An 18623-nucleotide genomic window follows, 5' to 3' on the forward strand; every position below is an offset into this window, starting at 1 on the left:
ATAACGAATATTACCTATCCTTCATTTAACCTCTCCACTATGCTCATCTTACTTGTAGTCTTATAGCATATAATAGGAATAACTGAAGAAATCACTATAAGAAATGGTAGGCAAATTGCTACCGGTACAAGTGTAATATGGTAGCTGAAAAAAGGAAAACCTCCTACAATAGCATTAGCAATAATATAACTAAATGCCATGCCAAATGTAACAACAATTAACATAGTAAACAAAGCATAGTATAATCCTTCAAATAAAAGCATCTTATAAAGCTGTCTGCCAGTCATGCCTATACTTTGCAGCATTGCATGCTCCTTTCTTCTGGATATTATGCTTGTAGCAATAGAATTAGCAAAGTTAAGTATTCCAATCAATGCGATTACAAAACTGAGTGAATATCCTACTACATTGTAAGTAGACTGAGTTTTTGCAAATTCCTTTTCAAAAATATTTTTTGATGTATAACTAAGTGCAGGCTCTTTTGTTTTTACATAGCTTTTAATATAATTTTCAACACTTGGAATCTCTTGCTTTTCCACATCAAATAACGCTGTCATTATGACAGGATTCTTAACATGCGCTTTGAATTCATCAGACGGAATAGAAATCTGAACTGCCTGAGGATCTGCAGTCCTTACAGAAACGTTAAATGGAATTTCGCCTATTGCCATTACTTTATAAGTCTTTTCTGTTCCATCCTCATAAGTCATTTTAAAATCTTCACCAACATCATAATAACTTTCTATATTAGAAGTTCCTTGGAAATAAGGTCTTCCAATTATAATATAATTACCTGTTGAAAATTTTTTAGCATCAAATGTACCTTTGAAAATTTCAATTTTATTCGATATAAGCTTATCAAGTCCACCAAACGTTAATTTCAGTTCTTTACTTTCTAATATTTTCTTTGTATCCTCTGTAGTTCCAGATTTATCCTTTATGGCAGCCTCACCTTCAAGCTGACCTGTAAGCCATTTTAATGATTTGTCTGTTAGTTTATGTTTGAACTCCTTAAAATATACTCTTCCAACGTTTTTTATTCCCGTCAAAGAACTTATTTCATCCACCGTTTTTTCTTTTAAGGTATCCTGGCCTTTATATCCGACATAAGGATTAAAATAACCTGCATCAGCTATACAAAAATCGCTGACTATAATATTGCTTACATATTTGTCCATATCAAAACCTTTGACCATTGTATAAACACTATTAAGAAGTATTATGCTAAGTGAGAGGGAGATCATTACAACAATAGCCTTTTTCTTACTTCTGAACACATTATAGAACGCCATTTTGTAAACTTTAGCACCATTAGTTGACTCTTTATTCTTCCTTTTTCCATTATCCTGAACATCCGTATACCTAACTGCCTCAATAGGCGATATTTTTGCAGCTATCTTTTGCGGCTTTCGGCAGCTTATAAGTACAGTTACAAGTGAAAATAATGATGCTGCTATAAATATAAGAGGGTCAAAAGATATTTCAGTGTGCGTAACTTGTACACTCTGCATTACAAATGGTATAAGCACTGATCCCATTATATATCCTATAACTAATCCTATGGGTATTCCTATAATAGAAAGTATTATAGCCTGCCTTTTAACAATACTTCTTATCTGTTTTGATGTGGTTCCTATAGTTTTAAGCACACCATAAAATTTAGTATCTTTTGCCACCGAAATATAAAATATATTATAGATAATAAGATATCCACTTAACATAACAAGCAACATTGCACCTATAAGCGAAACTATGCTGCCTAAATTAGATATGATTTGTTCTGAAGTATAAGCCCAATTTACACCTAGTGGTATATTGGCCTGTGTATATCCGCTATCACTTAAAATTTTCAATAGCTTATTATTTACATTAAAACTATTTGAAAACATTACATCTGCAAATACAAGTCCTGTGAGATTTTCAGTTTCTTTAAAATGACTTTTTACATATTTATCATCTATGCCATAAAGCTTTGCTTTTAAAAATTTTTCTGATACCCATGCCATACTTGCAGGAGCTACAGCGTCTCCTTTCCAGTATCCTGAAAGAATAAAGTTATCCGTAGCTTGTTTGCCATTTACAGTATAGGTTAATGTTACATTGCTTCCTATTTCATGTGGCACACCGAGCTTATCAAGTACTATGGTATCCAAAGCTATTTCATTTTCATTTTGTGGCATTGTTCCTTTTGTAGGAAGATCAAACATAAATTCTGCTTCCTTATTTGTTGCATACCTTACTTCAGTTTGTCTTGTGGAAAGCTCACTATTTTTTGCAAAACCAACTAATACTGAATATTCAATACTTTTAATAAGCTTATGATTTTTTATATGGTCAAATTCATCTTTTGTTAAATATTTAAAACTGCCGTGAAAACTTCCTCCCACCTGACGCATAGTGCTTTCCTGGAGAGATTTATTCATGCTTATTCCGATTGTTAGTAAGCTTGTAAACAATAAAGTAGTTAATACTATTGCCATTACTGCAAATATATTTCTTAGTTTGTTTGCTTTGAGGCTTTTAATGGAAAGATTACGAATAGTCCTCTTATTTGGTGTAGCTATCATTAATTATTCACCAGCCTATTCACAACTCTTCCGTCTTCAATTTTTATGATAGTATCTGCCATTTGTGCTATTTCCTCATTATGAGTTATCATAACTATGGTCTGATTAAAACGCTTCCCTGTGGCTTTTAGAAGTCCTAATACATCAAGGCTTGCTTTACTGTCAAGATTTCCTGTGGGCTCATCTGCAAGAATAATAGCAGGTCTTGTAGCCAAAGCTCTTGCAATAGCCACACGCTGCTGCTGTCCTCCTGAAAGATTATTTGGATAAGACTTAATCTTACTTTGAATTCCAAGAGCAGATATTATACTGTTTAAATATTCCTTATCAACAGTATTTCCATCCAGTTCAATAGGAAGAACAATATTTTCATAAACATTCAATATAGGAAGCAAGTTATAATTTTGAAATATAAATCCTATCTTTCTTCGGCGGAATATTGTAAGTTTATCATCATTCAATTTAAATATATCCCCGCCTTCCACTTCCACTGTTCCTGAAGTTGGCCTATCAAGCCCGCCTAGCATATGTAAAAGTGTACTCTTCCCGCTACCAGATGTTCCTACAATTGCAGCAAACTCACCCTGATTTATAACTAAATCTACATCATCTAAAGCTTTTACCATATTTTCTCCGTTACCATAATACTTTTTCAAACTTTTCGTCTGTAATACTGCCATAACAATTCCTCCCTAAAAATATTAGTTTATACCTAGGTATGTATATACTATATTCCTCAAATCTAACAAACTGCTTTCTCAAATATAACAGTTTTGTAATATTTAATATTTATTTTGTATTAGGCAGGAATACGGAAAATACAGAGCCCTTATTAAGTTTAGATTTAACCTTAATATATCCACCCTCAGAGGAAATAATTTCGCTTGTAAGGTAAAGGCCTATGCCAACACCATCATATTGTGATACATCAGCACTTCTATAAAATCGCTTAAATATAAAATTAAGCTCACCCTCATTTATGCCTATACCCGTATCTTTGATATCTATACGAGTAAACATCTCATATTGGCTGACTATTACATCAATTTTGCCCCATTCTGGTGTATATTTAATAGCATTTTCTAGTATATTTACAAATGCTTCGCTTGTCCATTTAACATCGTGATATGCCTTGATGTCTTCATCACAACATACCTGAATTTGTATATTCTTTTTTTCCGCATAGGAAAATACTGTCCCAATTGAAGTGCTGATAGTTTGAAACACAGGCATTAAAGTTTTATTAACAGAATTTATAATTCCTGTTTCAAGCCGTGACATTTTTACAAGAGATTCTATAAGCCATCTAAGTTTTTCAGACTGAAGCTTTATTCCACTTGCTAACTCTTTTTGCTCTTGATTTAGCTTATAACCATCGAGCAGCAGTTCAGAATAAAGCATGATATTTGCTACAGGTGTTTTAGTCTGATGAGAAATATCTGAAATAAGGCTTTTTATTTTGTTGCGCTCTTTTTCAATTTCATCGGTGGTGAATTTTGACATGGCAATAAAACGATACATTTTGCTCTCAAAGGAGGAAAGTATGTTTTCCTCATATCCTGTATAGATATTTTTTTTGCCACTTATTGCATTATCCATAATTTCATCAATAGTCTTAATAGACCTAGTTACTTTATTACCTAGCACAGCTATAAAAATATATGCCAAAAGGATCATAGCCATGGAATATGCAAATATGATTAAAATAAATGTTATTGTAGGATCATATATAAATAATAAAAACATGGTAATTGCTACAGTAAGTAAAATAAATACTGTTCCAAAAATAATATAAGTCCTTTGAAATGAAGCTTCCGTAATTTTATTCAAAAGATTCTCCTCCAGCCCACATATATCCCATTCCATATATTGTTTTTATATATTTGGTGGAATTGGGGTTATCCTCTATTTTATTCCTAAGTCTACTTACGCTCACAGTTAGAGCATTCTCATCAACGTATTCCGCTCCATCACTCCAAACCTTATCAACAAGCTGAGATCTTGATAAAATACTGCCCTTATTATCCAATAAAATTTTCAAAAGTTTCTGCTCAGTCTTGCTCAATACAAGAGCAACACCATTTTTAGTAAACTCCATGGTATCAAAATTAAATACCATATTATCTATTGTAATTTTATTATCAGATTTTATATCCCTAACACGCCTTAATATTGCCCTTACCCTTGCACGCAGAACCATAAGGCTGAAAGGTTTGGTAATATAATCATCTCCCCCAAGTTCCAGACCTGTGACAATATCAATTTCCATATCATTTGCAGTTAAAAAAATAACAGGCACTTGAGATGCTTGTCTAATTTCTTTACAAAGTCCAAATCCGCTTCCATCTGGTAAATTAACATCAAGTATAATTAGATCTATTTTTTTATTACATAGCATTTGTTTAGCTTGTTTAATATTATATGCTTGCTGGATGTCAACATCATTTTGACGGAGGGATAGCATAATGCCACTATTCAAAGTAACATCATCTTCAACTATAAGTAATGTTATCAAGAAATCACCTTCTCCATTCTATGTAGGATTCGTAATTTAGTTTATATTTAGCAAGATTTCTAAAAACAAAAAATATAAAAATTCGCATATTGGAGTTAATATTCGTTATACATCCAATTATAGAATATTATACCATAATTATTTTTGTTACTATAATATTTTCAGCCATAATAAAAAGCATCTAGATAGCAGATGCTTTTTATTACACATAAATATTATTAATTACTTAGGTTAATATACAGTTACCCATTATTGCTAATCTTTTTTAAATGAATCCTTCCATATCGTCTGTAAGTTTTACTAATTGATCAATTATATCGCCTATATGCTCTATAGTATCTAATAGCGGTTTTTCTGTTGTTATATCTACTCCAGCCATTTTAGCAAGTTCTACTGGCGACTTAGTTCCTCCTGCTTTTAGCACTTTCCTCCAGTCATCAACGGCTGGTTGTCCCTCTTTTAAAATTCTGTTACTTACTTCTGTAGCTATGGTAAGCCCAGCACTATATGTATATGGATAAAGTCCCATATAATAATGTGGCTGCCTCATCCAAGTAAGTTCTGCGCCATCAACTATTTTCACAGAGTCTCCCCAGAACTTTTCTAGCACGCCTTTTTTTATCTCATTAAGAGTTGAAGCTTGCACACTTTCACCTGCATCTATTATTTTATAAACTTCTCTTTGATACGCAGCCTCTAACAGATGAGTTACAAAGTTATGATAATAGGTACGGCTAATAATAGAAGATAAGACCCATCTCTTAAATCTAGGCTCATCATTTGTTTTCATAAGATAATTTGCCATAAGCAATTCATTCATAGTAGATGGTGCTTCTATAAAATATAAAGATGGCTCTGCATCAAATATATTTTGATTTTCATTAATTAACTGAAAATGCCCTGCATGACCTAATTCATGAGCAAGTACAAATGCTTCTCTCATTTTCTCAGACCAAGATATCAAAATAAAAGGATGACTTCCGTAAGGCGTAGCACAAAAAGCACCTGTTGATTTTCCTTTGTTTACAGCAAAATCAATCCATCTTTCATCATAGCCCTTTTTAACCATTTCCAAATAATCGTCACCGAGTACTGATAATGCTTCCTCCACATATTTCTTAGATTCCTCTACGGATATGGTTGGCTCAAAGTCAGGGTCTACTTCAAGTTTTAAATCTGCAAAGGTCATTTCATCAATTTTATGAATTTTCTGAAGTAGTTTTGCATATTTTCTCATATGTGGTGCTAACTTTTCCATGATTGTATCTATTTGTCTATCATATAATTCCCTCTCTATCTGTTGGGGAAATAATAAACTATCTATAACAGAATCAAAGCCTCTAAGAGTTGCTAATGTTTTTTCTTTTTGAACATGAGTCTGATAAAGTGCCGCTACTGTATGTTGATATTCTCCGAGTTTTGAAGAAAAAGCTTCAAAAGCTGCTCTTCTAATTTTAGTATTAGTTTCATACTCCCATTCATTTTCAAAAAGCACAAAACTAAGAGGATATTCAGTGCCGTCTACATTGAAATTTTTAAAATCCATATCAGCTAATTTAGTTGTTTCATATATGGAATAGGGAGAATCTAAAGTTCCTGATAAAGCTGATAATACCTTTTCTACTTCTGGATGTAGTGAATGTTTTGTAAGTCTTTTTATTTCATTTAAATAATGGCTATTTTCTTTTGATTTTTCTATTGCCTCATCGATTGTTTTTTCGTCGGCTTCCTTAATTTCACTTGTTACAAAGCTTAATCTACTTTCTAAATTCGATGATATGTTAATAAACTTCATATATCTAGCTTGATTTTCTATATTAGTTTGATCTGTAGAAACTGCAAGACTTGCATAAGAGCCTACCAGGTTTTCATTTTGCAGTACGACTCTCATTTTATCCAAACACTCATTTATCATACTAGCTGAATTTAGTTTTTCTTTATAGTTTTTTTCTATTTCTAATGTAAGCTCTTCTAAACCTTTTATAGTTAAATTATACTGATCCTCTGTTTGGTACATTGAAGATAAATCCCAAGTAAGTGACTTATCTACGTCTTTTCTTTCTTTTAAAGCTGTTTTCATTATAAAGCCCCCTTTTTTTAGTTATACTGTTGTTTTAAAGTGTCTGAATATTATAAAATGTATTTTATATACATTCTATAGTAGACTCATGAATTCCTTTAAAGTGGAACATAAAGTGAGGGAGGTGTTTTAGTTTAAATAGTAGATGGTATTAAGTTAAGAGAAATAGAAACAGGAATCAAGAGTTTAATAAGGGAGCGATTATTGAAGTAGAAGAATTAGAACAAGAAAAAACAGAAAAAGAAATGATAAGATGATTAAGAAGATATGAAAAAAACTCGTATAAACCGAGTTTTTTAAGTGTTTATCCATAAGAGTTATTTGAAAGTAACTGACTTAATTACCCCATCTAAACTTTTTGCACCTACATCGTCAGTGTATGTGCTAATGAAGCTTAAAGCATATCCATTTAGGACACAAGCATAATACTTTTGAGTCATCTTTATAGTACCAGTTTCAATAGTTGCTTCTAACACACTAAAGTTTTTTCTACCCACTTTTTCAGTATAAATTTCTTTGTCAAATTTATAAGGCATAGTACTTGCAACAGTTTTTAATTGTTTTTTTACTGCGCCTAAGTAGTTAGCGCCATCATTTACACCTTGGAAAAATGAAAGTTTTTCTGCTATAACTATAAAATTGGGATTTGCAGTAGATTGAACTTTTAGACCTTTTTGTGAAGTCATTAGAAGATACACTGTTCTTAATTCGCTCAAATCTAGTTCTTTAGCTTTACTTTTATCATCTTTAGAAATTACTTCTTTACCTAGTTTAAGTACTTCGGTTTTTTCTTCATCAGTTGCTACTATCCATTTATCAGGAATATTAATGTTCATCTTAAAGAAATCATTCGTATAAACATTACCTTCAGTTTTACCTAAAGTGAGTAGTTTATCTTTAGCTACCTCTTTAGGTACTTCCTTAGTTATCGATTTAGGTACCTCTTTAGCTACCTCTTTAGTAGATGTTTTACTACATCCAACAAATGAAAATGCTAGTAATAATGTTAGAAGACAAGCAGTTGCTTTTTTATACATTTTAAAACCCCCCTGAGATTTGTGCGTTTATATGCTAACGTACATACCATAATTGTATAATAATACTAAAATATATGGTTTAAATTATAGCAACTTGTATAATATATAACAAAATAAAAAATTTGTCAATTAAACGCACTTTATAGTATCTAGTAGTATTATCATATAATAAAGAATATAGTATAAAAAATATAATTCATCTATTGACAAGATAGGATAAAATGCTTAAAATCAAAGTACACTAAATTGGTATACTTTAAGGAGGGATATAACATGAAAATAACACGAGAAGCAGATTATGGACTTAGAGTAGTACTTAACTTGTGTATATTGGGATATGGTAAAAAAGTAGAAGCAAAGACAATTTCAGAAAAAGAAGCTATACCGCTAAGATTTCTTTTGAAGCTTTTAAGAAAGCTTACACAAGTAGAAATTGTAAAATCTTATAGAGGAGTTAATGGAGGATATACTATAAATAAATTACCAGAACACATAAATTTAAAAGACGTTATAGAAGCAATAGATGGGCCTATTGCTGTTAATAGGTGCGTAATTGAACCAAGTTTTTGCAATTTAAATAGAAGTGGCGTGTGTACTATCCATAGAGCCATGACAAAAGTACAAAAGAGCTTAAGTTCAGAACTAGAAAGTATAAATTTCAAACAATTAATGGATGGAGAAGTTTAGATAGTTTAGGGTTTATATTCAATTAAATTTAAAAATAAAAATAAAAATATGAGTAAACAAGAAAGACAATATGAGGAGGAATTTTAAAATGTGTGGAAATTGTAATATATGCAAATCAGCAGATACAGTACTTGAGGGGGTTATTGGAGGATTAGATGTAGAGACATCTCATCATAGAGTAGAAGGTCAAAAGGCTAAGTGTGGATTTGGCATGCAAGGTGTTTGTTGTAGACTTTGTTCAAATGGGCCATGTAGGATTACACCGAAAGCTCCAAAAGGAATATGTGGAGCTGATGCAGATACTATTGTTGCTAGAAATTTTTTAAGAGCTGTTGGCGCAGGTTCTGCTTGTTATATACATATAGTAGAAACAACTGCTAGAAACTTAAAAGCTATAGGAGAAACTAAAGGCAAAATAAAAAGTGAAGCAACTTTAAATAGACTTGCTAACATGTTTGAAATAAAAGAAGAGGATATTTATGAAAAGGCAATAAAAGTTGCAGATAAAATAATTGCAGATTTATATAAGCCAAAATTTGAAAAAATGGAGCTTGTTTATAAACTAGCATATGCACCAAGAGTAGAAAATTGGAAAAAACTTGGGATTATGCCTGGTGGAGCAAAATCAGAAGTGTTTGATGCTATGGTAAAGACATCAACAAACTTAAGTAGCGATCCATTAAATATGATTTTAAATAGTTTTAATTTAGGTATTTCAACAGGCTTATACGGTTTAACATTAACAAATCTTTTAAATGATGTAATGCTTGGGGAGCCAGTTATTAGACAAGCTAAAGTAGGATTTAAAGTTGTAGATGAAGATTATATAAACTTAATGGTAACAGGACACCAGCATTCAGTGATTGCCCATCTGCAAGATAGATTAATAGAAGAAGATGTAACTGCTAAAGCAAAGTATGTTGGAGCTAAAGGCTTTAGAATAGTAGGTTGTACGTGTGTAGGTCAGGATCTACAATTAAGAGGAGAACACTATAAAGAAGTATTTGCAGGTCATGCAGGAAATAACTTTACAAGTGAAGCTTTAATTGCAACTGGTGGAATAGATGCTATAGTATCTGAGTTTAACTGTACACTTCCAGGAATAGAGCCAATCGCAGATAAATTTATGGTTAAACAAATTTGTCTTGATGATGTAGCTAAAAAAGCAAATGCAGAGTACATTGAGTATACTTTTAAAGATAGAGAAAATATAAGTGAAAGAATAATTGAAGAAGCATTGGAAAGTTATAAAAATAGAAGAGATAAAGTACAAATAAACATTCCTAAAAATCACGGATATGACGATGTGTTAACGGGACTCAGTGAAGAGTCTTTGAAGAATTTCCTTGGTGGTACATGGAAACCGCTCATAGATTTAATTGTATCAGGAAAAATAAAAGGGATAGCTGGAGTTGTTGGATGCTCTAACTTAACTGCAAAAGGACATGATATATTTACAGTAGAGCTTACAAAAGAGCTTATTAAGAGAGATATACTTGTACTTTCAGCAGGATGTTCTAGCGGTGGGCTTGAGAATGTTGGATTAATGTCGCCATCGGCAGCTAGTCTTGCAGGAGATAGCTTAAAAGAAGTTTGCGTAAGCCTAGGGATACCTCCAGTATTAAACTTTGGACCATGTTTAGCTATAGGAAGACTCGAAATTGTTGCCACAGAACTTGCAAAATATTTAGGCATAGATATTCCGAAGCTTCCACTTGTACTATCTGCACCACAGTGGCTTGAAGAACAAGCCCTGGCAGACGGAGTATTTGGACTAGCACTAGGACTGCCACTTCATCTTGCAATTCCTCCATTTATAACAGGAAGCAAAGTAGTGACAAAGCTATTGACGCAGGATCTAGAAAAGTTAACTGGTGGAAAATTGATTCTTGAAGATGATGTTGTTAAAGCTGCGGATAAGTTAGAACAAATAATATTAAATAAAAGACGAGAATTGGGACTTAGTTATTTATAAGAACAGGAGGGATAATAATGAAGAGAATAATGATAGACAATGAAAAATGCCAGTGTTGCCTTAATTGTAGCCTTGCCTGTATGTCAGAGCATAATGAAAAAGGAAAATCCATATATGATTTAGATCTTCAAGATATCAAAAATGTAAGCAAAAATTATATTATTCAAAATAAGGATAATAAGAATTGTCCTATGTTTTGTAGACACTGCGCGGAGCCAGAGTGTGTTATTGCTTGTATGAGTGGTGCAATGACTAAAGACAGTGAAACTGGTATAGTAAATTATAATAAAGAAAAATGTGCGAACTGCTACATGTGTGTAATGTCATGCCCTTATGGTGTATTAAAATCCGATGAGGAAACTAAAAAAATTATTGTAAAATGTGATATGTGTGATGGTAGGGAAATTCCAAGATGTGTGGAGAGTTGCCCTACTGGAGCAATATACTTAGTATAGTGAACAATATACCTAGTATAGTGAACAAGCTAGTATAGTTGAGGGGTGGTAATGATGAAATACGTAATAATAGGTGCTAGTGCTGCTGGTATAAATGCAGCTAAGACTTTAAGAGTATTAGACAAAGATGCAGAAATAACTTTAATATCGAAGGATACTAAAGTATATTCAAGATGCATGCTACACTATGTAATAAGTGGAAGTAAAACTGAGGAAGATATATGTTTTACTGAAGATGATTTTTTTAATAAATATAAAATTAACTGGATTTCAGGAAAAAAGATTATAGGGATTAATATATATAATAAATTTTTAACAACAGATGATGAAAGAATTGTGACATTTGATAAACTGCTTATAGCTTCTGGAGCAGATTCATCTATACCCCCAATTAAGAATTTAAGAGGGGCAAATAATGTTTATGCTCTTAGACACATGGAAGATGTAGTGAATATTAACAGTGTGGCCAAGATAAATACTTCAGCAGTAATTATCGGAGCAGGTTTAGTTGGAATAGATGCAGCTATAGGTTTAATAGAAAAAGGTGTAAAGGTTAATATTGTAGAGATGGCACCAGGAATTCTTCCGATTCAGCTAGATGCTAAAACTGCAAAAGTATATGAAAATGAACTTATTAAAAATGGTGCGCAGGTATATACAAGTGTATCAGTTGAGGAAATAATTATAGATGAAAATAAAGATGTGAAAGCAGTTAAATTAGGAGATGGAAGAGAAATAAATTGCGACTTTATAATATGTGCAGCAGGTGTAAGACCTAATGTGGATTTTCTAAAGGATAACAGGATTAAAATGGAAAAAGGTATAGTTATAGATTCACTTTGTAAAACATCAGTAGAAGATATATACGCAGCCGGAGATGTATGTGGAATATCCCCAATCTGGCCTATGGCTGTAAAGCAGGGAATTGTAGCTGCATATAACATGACAGGAAATTTAAAAGAATTAGATGATTATTTTAGCTTTAAGAATTCAATGAATTTTTTTGGAATTCAAACTGTATCCTTAGGGGTTTTAGAAGCTCCAGATAATACTTATGAAGTTGAAGTAAGAGTGTATAAAGATATTTATAAGAAGATTATACACAAAGATGGAGTGATTTATGGAGCAATTTTACAAGGTGATATTTCTTATTGTGGAATTTTAACTGAATTAATTAAAAATAAAATTGATGTATCTAAAATCAATAAGAGCGTATTAGATATTAATTATGGAGACTTCTATAAAGTTAACGAAGATGGTCAATACATTTATTAATGTAGAAATATATAAATCCAGAATATTAGGGTATAAGTGATATTCTGGATTTGTTTTGCTTAGAGTAGGTAAGAAGCACTTAATTAGTTGGAATTTATAGTGAGCATTAGTGGCTAGAGTAGCTATTGGTGCTTATTTTGTTGTAGTGAATTGGACAATCGCTGTTACTATATTTAACGACATTTCAGAAGTGGTTAATGTCAGCGACCCAGGAGATGATTTAATGCGTTGGTAGAAATTCTCGAACAAACGCATTTTTTGTGTGTATTGGGGAATTGTATGAAGATAGAGGGGAATAACATAGATAGAATACTTTAAATCGTAACCAGTGGTGCTGCAATTTATAGAGCCAATGCAAGTTTTTTTGATAGTAAAAATATTAAATAGGATAATAATCTAGAAAATGAATATGAAAATAGTATAAGTAAAGTAAGAATGGAGGTGAAAGTTATAAAAAATAAAAATGATATGCGACTTTTTATTGGAACAACTTGGTTAATATCTTTTGTTGTTATGTGGATTTTATTTAATGCATTTTTGCCTAAGAATGAATTTAATATGCAATTAAATAAAATTGAAAAAAGTGTATCAATAAAGGATTGGAATCAGGCTAAAAAATCAATGGATGAATTAAAAAGTATTTATAATAAAAATAAAATATTAATTCAAACTAATAATTCAACAGAAATTTTTACGACTTTTGAGTTCGCATTAGGACAGTTAGATGCGTCAATACAACATGAGCAGGATGCAGCTCTTGAATATATTGGAGGACTGAAATCTTCGCTTGACCTTGTTATGAAGGCATTTTCTGGGCCTTGAGTCATTTTATAGCCAGATTAAACTATAAATTTTTTGGAGGAACAACATGAATGATTTTTTAGCTTTTAGTATAAGGGTTATTATAGTTTTTTATTTTACTTATCTTTGTACTAGGGCTTTAACTAAAAAAGCTATGGCACAAATGACAGCCTATGAGTTAGCAGGGCTTATGATATTATCAAACGTAGCTGCTGAACCTCTTGTAGACAAGGTTACGGTAAAGTCAGTTTATGGTGCTGGATTACTGGTAGTGTTAATGATTATTAGTGCCAGATTGGCAATAAGAAATAAACTTACACCTATCTTAGAACATACTCCAACTATGATTGTTAATAAAGGAAAACTTGATATGAAGGCAATGAACAATTTGGGATTAAGCTTAAATCAGTTAGAGGGATTGCTTAGACAGCAGGGATACGATAAAATAGCTGATTTAGATACAGTTATAATGGAACCTCAGGGGAATATTTCTGTTTTTCCTAAATCTGAAAACAAACCTGTTACGCTAAAGGATATAAATATAAAAACATACACACAAGGAATTACTATACCACTAATAATGGATGGAGATATTATATATACTAATCTTAAACATATGCAAAGAACTAAAGAGTGGCTTTTACAGGAGCTAAATAAGCAGGGAATATCAGACTACAAGAGTGAAGTAGGCATTGCGGAACTTGATACAAATTGGAAGTTAAATGTTTTTAAAAAATAGGTGAATTTTTGTGAATAGATTATAAAATTGTGCTATTTTTTTGTTAGGCAAGTGATTGTGAGAAAGCAGGTTCAGTTTAAATAGTGAATAAAAATAAAGAAAATGTTATAGGAAAAATAAGGGCAAAATTGTAAAATTTATGGTACAATGAAGACGAACAAGATTAGAATAAGGACGGAAATTATAATTATTATTTTTAAATAGAAAATATGAAATTAGTGTTAGAGCTTTCTCCGTTATAAAAATAGTGTGGATATGTCACCTTAGTATTTTATTGTTCAATAACTTATAATGGAGGATTTAATATGACAGTAAAAAAGATTCATATTATTGGGGGCCCAGGAAGTGGTAAAACATATATTTCTCAAAAAATATCAAAGAATTTACATATAGAGCGTTATGATTTAGATGAATTATTTTGGGATAAGTCAAACTCTTATGACACAAAATCAGATATAAATAAAAGAAATGAAAATTTACGGATGATTTTATCAAAAGAATCATGGATAATTGAAGGGGTATACTACAGTTGGTTGCAAGACAGTTTTATAAAATCGGATATAGTATTTATTTTGAAGCCAAAGGTTTTAAAAAGGGATTGGAGAATAATAAAGAGATTTGTTAAAAGAAAATTAGGTTTACTATCTTCTAAAAGAGGTTCTATAAAAGGACTTATTGATTTAATTGTTTGGAATCATAAATATGATAAAAAAAACTTAATACAAGCAGAAGCGATGATTGATAAGTGCAATTCTAATAAAGTTATTGTCAAGAACAATGTGGATATATTTAATTTTGTTAAAAACAATTTTTAAATTGTTAGCAATGTATATATTAATATAGCGTACACATCAGAGAATACTGCTGGAGGTAATGTATGATTATTGAAAATAAAAGAATAGAATGTAAAAGTCTAATATGGATACTTCGCTGTCCAACAAAATATGATGCAATTGAATTATCTAAATTAAGAGTTAAAATTGATGGAGAAACAGAAAATCTTGATAGAGAATCTGGTGAAGGTTTATTAACGCCAGAAGATTTTGAAAAACTTATCTATGAAGATTCAATAGCGGAAAAAAATTTGTTTTTAGTTGCAGAAGTAGAAGGGGAAATTGTTGGATTTACTCGTTGCGTGGGAAATAAACTAAGTAGATTTAGACATAAATCAGAGTTTGGAATATGTATATCAAAGGCATATTGGAGCCATGGAATTGGTAAAGTACTACTAGAAAATATTTTGATGTGGGCAGATACTGTGAAAATAGAGAAAATTTCATTAACTGTGGTACAAACAAATACAAAAGCAATTCAATTATATAAAAGATATGGATTTGTAGAAGAAGGATTATTAATAAAGGACTCAAACTTCGCACATAAAAACATGACTTAGACCATTGAAAAATCAAGGATCCACAGTGTTTTAATATAGAAAAATCCTCTCAAAAATGATATAATGTAAGTAGTGACAAATACAAAAATATCATATTTAGGAGGATTCATTCATATGAACAATATACCACAAAACAGTCAAAATGAAAATGATTTTATGAAGTCTATAATGAATTTTATTAAACAATTTAAGGTTATTAGTGCTTTAAAAAAAGCAAATTGTTATAAAGAAAAAGGTATATGTGTTCGTGATATTTTTTGCTATTTACTTCAGATTGTTTATACAGGCAAAAGCATGTATATGAGTTATCAAACTGAAAGTAATGCTCCTAAATTTGGTAAAGATGTAGTATACAGATTCTTAAATTCAATGTACATAAACTGGCAATCATTCTTGTTAAAATTATCAGGAACTATTATAAATGAGAGTTTAGTAAACCTTACTTCTGAAAAACGTATCAACGCAATAGTTGTTGATGATTCTTTTTATGGTAGACTTAGAAGCAAAAATGTTGAATTACTTTCTAATGTAAATGACCATGCAAGCAAAGGTCAAAAATATAAAAAAGGATTTAGAATGCTTACTCTTGGATGGACTGATGGTAATACATTTTTACCTATTTTATTTAACTTACAAAGTTCAGAAAAGCAAAAAAATAGATACTGCGAAATGAAAGAAGGTTTAAACAAGAACACAATTGCATATAAACGTAGAAAACAAGCAATATCAAAGTCTACAGATGTTATGATTGAAATGCTAGAAGCTACTGTAAAGGCTGGCATTCCAGCAAAACATGTATTATTTGATAGTTGGTTTTCTTATCCTGTTACCATAATTAGAATATTTAAGCTTAAGCTACATACTGTAGGTAGGCTTAAAAACACTACAAAAATAAAGTACATTTTTGAAGGTGAAAGAAAAACTTTAGCTCAGATATACAAAGAAAAAAGAAAACGTCCAGGGAAATCAAAATATCTTTTATCAGTAATGGCACAAATATATGATGCTAACAATAATACATTGGATGTAAAAATAGTATTTGTGCGTGACCGTAATAATAAAAAGAAATGGATAGCAATTATTTCTACTGATTTAAGCTTATCCGAGGAAGAAATTATAACACTTTACGGTAAACGTTGGAGCATTGAAGTTTTCTTTAAAGTATGCAAATCCTATTTGAATCTTGGAAAGGAATTTCAAGGTCTTTCTTATGATTCAATGATTGCACATACTTCAATTGTGATGGTTCGATATATGATGCTTGCTGTTGAAAACAGAAATAATAAGGATTCACGTACAATGGGAGAAATATTTTTTCTAGCTTTTGATGAGCTTAAAGATATTCAATTTTCAGAAGTATTAGAAATAATCTTCAACATTCTACAAGAAACGCTGCAAGAATTATTGTTTTTAACTGTGGCGCAAATAGATAGTTTTATTGCCGCTTTTATTATAAAACTACCTAAATATATTTCAAGGAAATTCACTGCTAAAAAGATAGCTTAAAATCAAATTTTATCACTGTTTTAAGCCATCTTACCATTGATTTACAAGGTGTTATAGCTGTTTTTTTCCTGCGAAGTATGAGTAAAGGACCGTATTCATAAAGATGGAAACTATTATAATACAGTTATAATGGGAAGATTATTAGATAAATAGATATTAACAAGTAAAATATAATATTTACATATATCCACGCAAGCACCCCATATCAATTAGATGTGGGGTTTTAATATACCAATATATTTACGAATATATCTTAAATTTTAAAGTTATTATTTTCTAATCAAAAAATAAGAAAGCCTACTGTGAGAATATGATAAAAGTGGGTTGTAATTTGTTATTGGGTATGATACTGTATAAATATAAACAAATCGCATACGATTAAATATTGAAAGAAAAAATAAGATGTAAGGAAATAAGGTATGATGTTTAAAATTAGAGAATCAACTATGTTTTGACTTATATGTATGTTTTAAAAAATTAATCAAAAGAAAATGGGATTACCTATAAAAAATATATAAATAATATAAGGATGGTGTAATTAAATGAGAGCAGTTATTATTGAAACATATGGTGGTAAAGAACAGCTAAAATTAATGGATGTAGCGAGTCCAGTACCAAAAGAAAATGAGGTGTTAATTGAAATGCATGCGACTTCGATTAATCCAGTGGACTGGAAGATACGAGCTGGACATTTTAAGGAAGTAATGCCTTTCACATTTCCACTTATTTTAGGTTGGGATGCAGCTGGTGTTGTTATAAAAGTTGGTGAAAATGTGTCATCATTTAAGCCTGGAGATAGAGTGTTTACAAGACCTGATACTACATCAAATGGCACATATGCTGAATATATAACAGTTGCCGAGAATTTAGTTGTAAAAATTCCAGAGAATATCAGCTTTGATGAAGCAGCGTCAGTTCCTCTAGCTGGTGAAACAGCTTGGCAGTGTCTTGTTGATATTGGAAAAATCAAATCAAGTGACCATGTATTAGTTCATGCTGGTGCAGGTGGTGTTGGAAGCTTAGCAATTCAAATAGCTAAAAGTTTTGGAGCTTATGTAACTACTACAGGAAGTAGCCGTAATGAAACCCTTCTAAAATCTCTTGGTGCTGATAAAGTAATAAATTATGAAAAAGTTGACTTTCAAAATGAACTCAAAGATTACGATTTAGTAATTGATACTTTAGGTGGTGAGATTCAAGAGAAAAGCTTTAAAGTATTAAAAAAAGGTGGAATATTAGTTTCTATTGTTCAACCTCCAAGTGCAGAAAAAGCAAAAGAATATGGAGTAAATGGTATATTTCATATGTTAAAACCAAGTGGTGAGGATCTTGGAAAATTAGCAAGTTTGATGGCCGAAGGCAAGCTTAAAGCATTAATAGGTAAAACATTTGAATTTAATGAAGCCGGACTTCAAAATGCACATGCATTAAGTGAATCACATCATGCTAAAGGAAAAATTATAATAAAGATCTCAAACTTCGCACATATAAAACTGGCATAGACACTTGCTGTATCAAGGTTTAAAGGCATTAATAAGTAGAAAAATCCTCCTAAAAATGATATAATGTAAGTAACTACAAATACAATAAATA

17 protein-coding genes are annotated in these 18623 nt (G+C 31.1%); 11 read left to right on the forward strand and 6 right to left on the reverse strand.

The genetic code is table 11. The annotated features are described in order from the left end of the window. Positions 1–14: 14 nt before the first annotated feature. From G9F70_RS01290 to G9F70_RS01315, 6 genes are all read right to left on the reverse strand, one after another. Entirely contained in the window at positions 15–2567 is a 2553-nt protein-coding gene (locus G9F70_RS01290) for an ABC transporter permease (protein ID WP_164946580.1), read from the reverse strand. Next, positions 2567–3247: an ABC transporter ATP-binding protein gene (locus G9F70_RS01295; RefSeq protein WP_164946581.1), complete on the reverse strand. Its 681-nt coding sequence runs from the start codon at positions 3245–3247 to the stop codon at positions 2567–2569. The genes G9F70_RS01290 and G9F70_RS01295 overlap by 1 nt, the downstream gene beginning before the upstream one ends. 109 nt (positions 3248–3356) lie before the next feature. Next, positions 3357–4397, reverse strand: coding sequence for a sensor histidine kinase (locus G9F70_RS01300; RefSeq protein WP_164946582.1), 1041 nt, complete (start codon positions 4395–4397; stop codon positions 3357–3359). Continuing rightward, the gene (locus G9F70_RS01305; protein ID WP_164946583.1) at positions 4390–5082 is read right to left on the reverse strand and encodes a response regulator transcription factor; all 693 of its coding nucleotides are present in this window, start codon (positions 5080–5082) and stop codon (positions 4390–4392) included. The genes G9F70_RS01300 and G9F70_RS01305 overlap by 8 nt, the downstream gene beginning before the upstream one ends. 265 nt (positions 5083–5347) lie before the next feature. Next, positions 5348–7162: an oligoendopeptidase F gene (gene pepF / locus G9F70_RS01310; protein WP_164946584.1), complete on the reverse strand. Its 1815-nt coding sequence runs from the start codon at positions 7160–7162 to the stop codon at positions 5348–5350. Between the two features lie 317 nt (positions 7163–7479). Next, the gene (locus tag G9F70_RS01315; protein ID WP_164946585.1) at positions 7480–8199 is read right to left on the reverse strand and encodes a hypothetical protein; all 720 of its coding nucleotides are present in this window, start codon (positions 8197–8199) and stop codon (positions 7480–7482) included. A 273-nt stretch (positions 8200–8472) separates the two neighbouring features. Here G9F70_RS01315 and G9F70_RS01320 point away from each other — a divergent pair, with 273 nt between their 5' ends. The 11 genes from G9F70_RS01320 (at position 8473) to G9F70_RS01365 (ending at position 18532) form a co-directional block, all read left to right on the forward strand. Then, positions 8473–8886, forward strand: a complete 414-nt coding sequence (locus G9F70_RS01320) for an RrF2 family transcriptional regulator (RefSeq protein WP_164946586.1) — start codon at positions 8473–8475, stop codon at positions 8884–8886. An 88-nt stretch (positions 8887–8974) separates the two neighbouring features. Beyond that, positions 8975–10861 carry an anaerobic carbon-monoxide dehydrogenase catalytic subunit gene (gene cooS, locus G9F70_RS01325; RefSeq protein ID WP_164946587.1) on the forward strand — a complete coding sequence of 629 codons (1887 nt, stop codon included), beginning with the start codon at positions 8975–8977 and terminating at the stop codon, positions 10859–10861. A 17-nt stretch (positions 10862–10878) separates the two neighbouring features. Then, positions 10879–11316: a 4Fe-4S dicluster domain-containing protein gene (locus G9F70_RS01330; RefSeq protein WP_164946588.1), complete on the forward strand. Its 438-nt coding sequence runs from the start codon at positions 10879–10881 to the stop codon at positions 11314–11316. A 54-nt stretch (positions 11317–11370) separates the two neighbouring features. Then, positions 11371–12591, forward strand: coding sequence for an NAD(P)/FAD-dependent oxidoreductase (locus tag G9F70_RS01335; RefSeq protein WP_164946589.1), 1221 nt, complete (start codon positions 11371–11373; stop codon positions 12589–12591). Between the two features lie 109 nt (positions 12592–12700). Further along, positions 12701–12826 carry a hypothetical protein gene (locus G9F70_RS26825; RefSeq protein WP_263484203.1) on the forward strand — a complete coding sequence of 42 codons (126 nt, stop codon included), beginning with the start codon at positions 12701–12703 and terminating at the stop codon, positions 12824–12826. A gap of 200 nt (positions 12827–13026) precedes the next feature. Then, positions 13027–13413 carry a DUF4363 family protein gene (locus G9F70_RS01340; RefSeq protein ID WP_224617371.1) on the forward strand — a complete coding sequence of 129 codons (387 nt, stop codon included), beginning with the start codon at positions 13027–13029 and terminating at the stop codon, positions 13411–13413. A gap of 46 nt (positions 13414–13459) precedes the next feature. Beyond that, positions 13460–14131: a DUF421 domain-containing protein gene (locus G9F70_RS01345; RefSeq protein WP_164946591.1), complete on the forward strand. Its 672-nt coding sequence runs from the start codon at positions 13460–13462 to the stop codon at positions 14129–14131. A gap of 305 nt (positions 14132–14436) precedes the next feature. Next, positions 14437–14946, forward strand: coding sequence for a DNA topology modulation protein FlaR (locus G9F70_RS01350; RefSeq protein ID WP_164946592.1), 510 nt, complete (start codon positions 14437–14439; stop codon positions 14944–14946). Positions 14947–15008: 62 nt separating this feature from the next. Further along, the gene (locus G9F70_RS01355; protein WP_164946593.1) at positions 15009–15524 is read left to right on the forward strand and encodes a GNAT family N-acetyltransferase; all 516 of its coding nucleotides are present in this window, start codon (positions 15009–15011) and stop codon (positions 15522–15524) included. A gap of 114 nt (positions 15525–15638) precedes the next feature. Next, entirely contained in the window at positions 15639–17030 is a 1392-nt protein-coding gene (locus G9F70_RS01360; RefSeq protein WP_164948120.1) for a transposase, read from the forward strand. Positions 17031–17572: 542 nt separating this feature from the next. Further along, entirely contained in the window at positions 17573–18532 is a 960-nt protein-coding gene (locus G9F70_RS01365) for an NADP-dependent oxidoreductase (RefSeq protein ID WP_164948109.1), read from the forward strand. The last annotated feature ends 91 nt before the right edge of the window (positions 18533–18623 follow it).

Origin of the sequence: Clostridium sp. FP1 (assembly GCF_011065975.2) — a bacterium.
Classification (GTDB): Bacteria; Bacillota; Clostridia; order Clostridiales; family Clostridiaceae; genus Clostridium_AD; species Clostridium_AD tagluense.

What these genes read in the sequence shown, in the direction of transcription:
- G9F70_RS01355 (WP_164946593.1), top strand. Translation starts at nt 15,009, where the DNA reads ATGATTATTGAAAATAAAAGAATAGAATGTAAAAGTCTAATATGGATA.
- pepF (WP_164946584.1), bottom strand. Translation starts at nt 7,162, where the DNA reads ATGAAAACAGCTTTAAAAGAAAGAAAAGACGTAGATAAGTCACTTACT.
- G9F70_RS01345 (WP_164946591.1), top strand. Translation starts at nt 13,460, where the DNA reads ATGAATGATTTTTTAGCTTTTAGTATAAGGGTTATTATAGTTTTTTAT.
- G9F70_RS01290 (WP_164946580.1), bottom strand. Translation starts at nt 2,567, where the DNA reads ATGATAGCTACACCAAATAAGAGGACTATTCGTAATCTTTCCATTAAA.
- G9F70_RS01315 (WP_164946585.1), bottom strand. Translation starts at nt 8,199, where the DNA reads ATGTATAAAAAAGCAACTGCTTGTCTTCTAACATTATTACTAGCATTT.
- G9F70_RS01295 (WP_164946581.1), bottom strand. Translation starts at nt 3,247, where the DNA reads ATGGCAGTATTACAGACGAAAAGTTTGAAAAAGTATTATGGTAACGGA.
- G9F70_RS01340 (WP_224617371.1), top strand. Translation starts at nt 13,027, where the DNA reads ATGGAGGTGAAAGTTATAAAAAATAAAAATGATATGCGACTTTTTATT.
- G9F70_RS01320 (WP_164946586.1), top strand. Translation starts at nt 8,473, where the DNA reads ATGAAAATAACACGAGAAGCAGATTATGGACTTAGAGTAGTACTTAAC.
- G9F70_RS01360 (WP_164948120.1), top strand. Translation starts at nt 15,639, where the DNA reads ATGAACAATATACCACAAAACAGTCAAAATGAAAATGATTTTATGAAG.
- G9F70_RS01365 (WP_164948109.1), top strand. Translation starts at nt 17,573, where the DNA reads ATGAGAGCAGTTATTATTGAAACATATGGTGGTAAAGAACAGCTAAAA.
- G9F70_RS01350 (WP_164946592.1), top strand. Translation starts at nt 14,437, where the DNA reads ATGACAGTAAAAAAGATTCATATTATTGGGGGCCCAGGAAGTGGTAAA.
- G9F70_RS01330 (WP_164946588.1), top strand. Translation starts at nt 10,879, where the DNA reads ATGAAGAGAATAATGATAGACAATGAAAAATGCCAGTGTTGCCTTAAT.
- G9F70_RS01335 (WP_164946589.1), top strand. Translation starts at nt 11,371, where the DNA reads ATGAAATACGTAATAATAGGTGCTAGTGCTGCTGGTATAAATGCAGCT.
- cooS (WP_164946587.1), top strand. Translation starts at nt 8,975, where the DNA reads ATGTGTGGAAATTGTAATATATGCAAATCAGCAGATACAGTACTTGAG.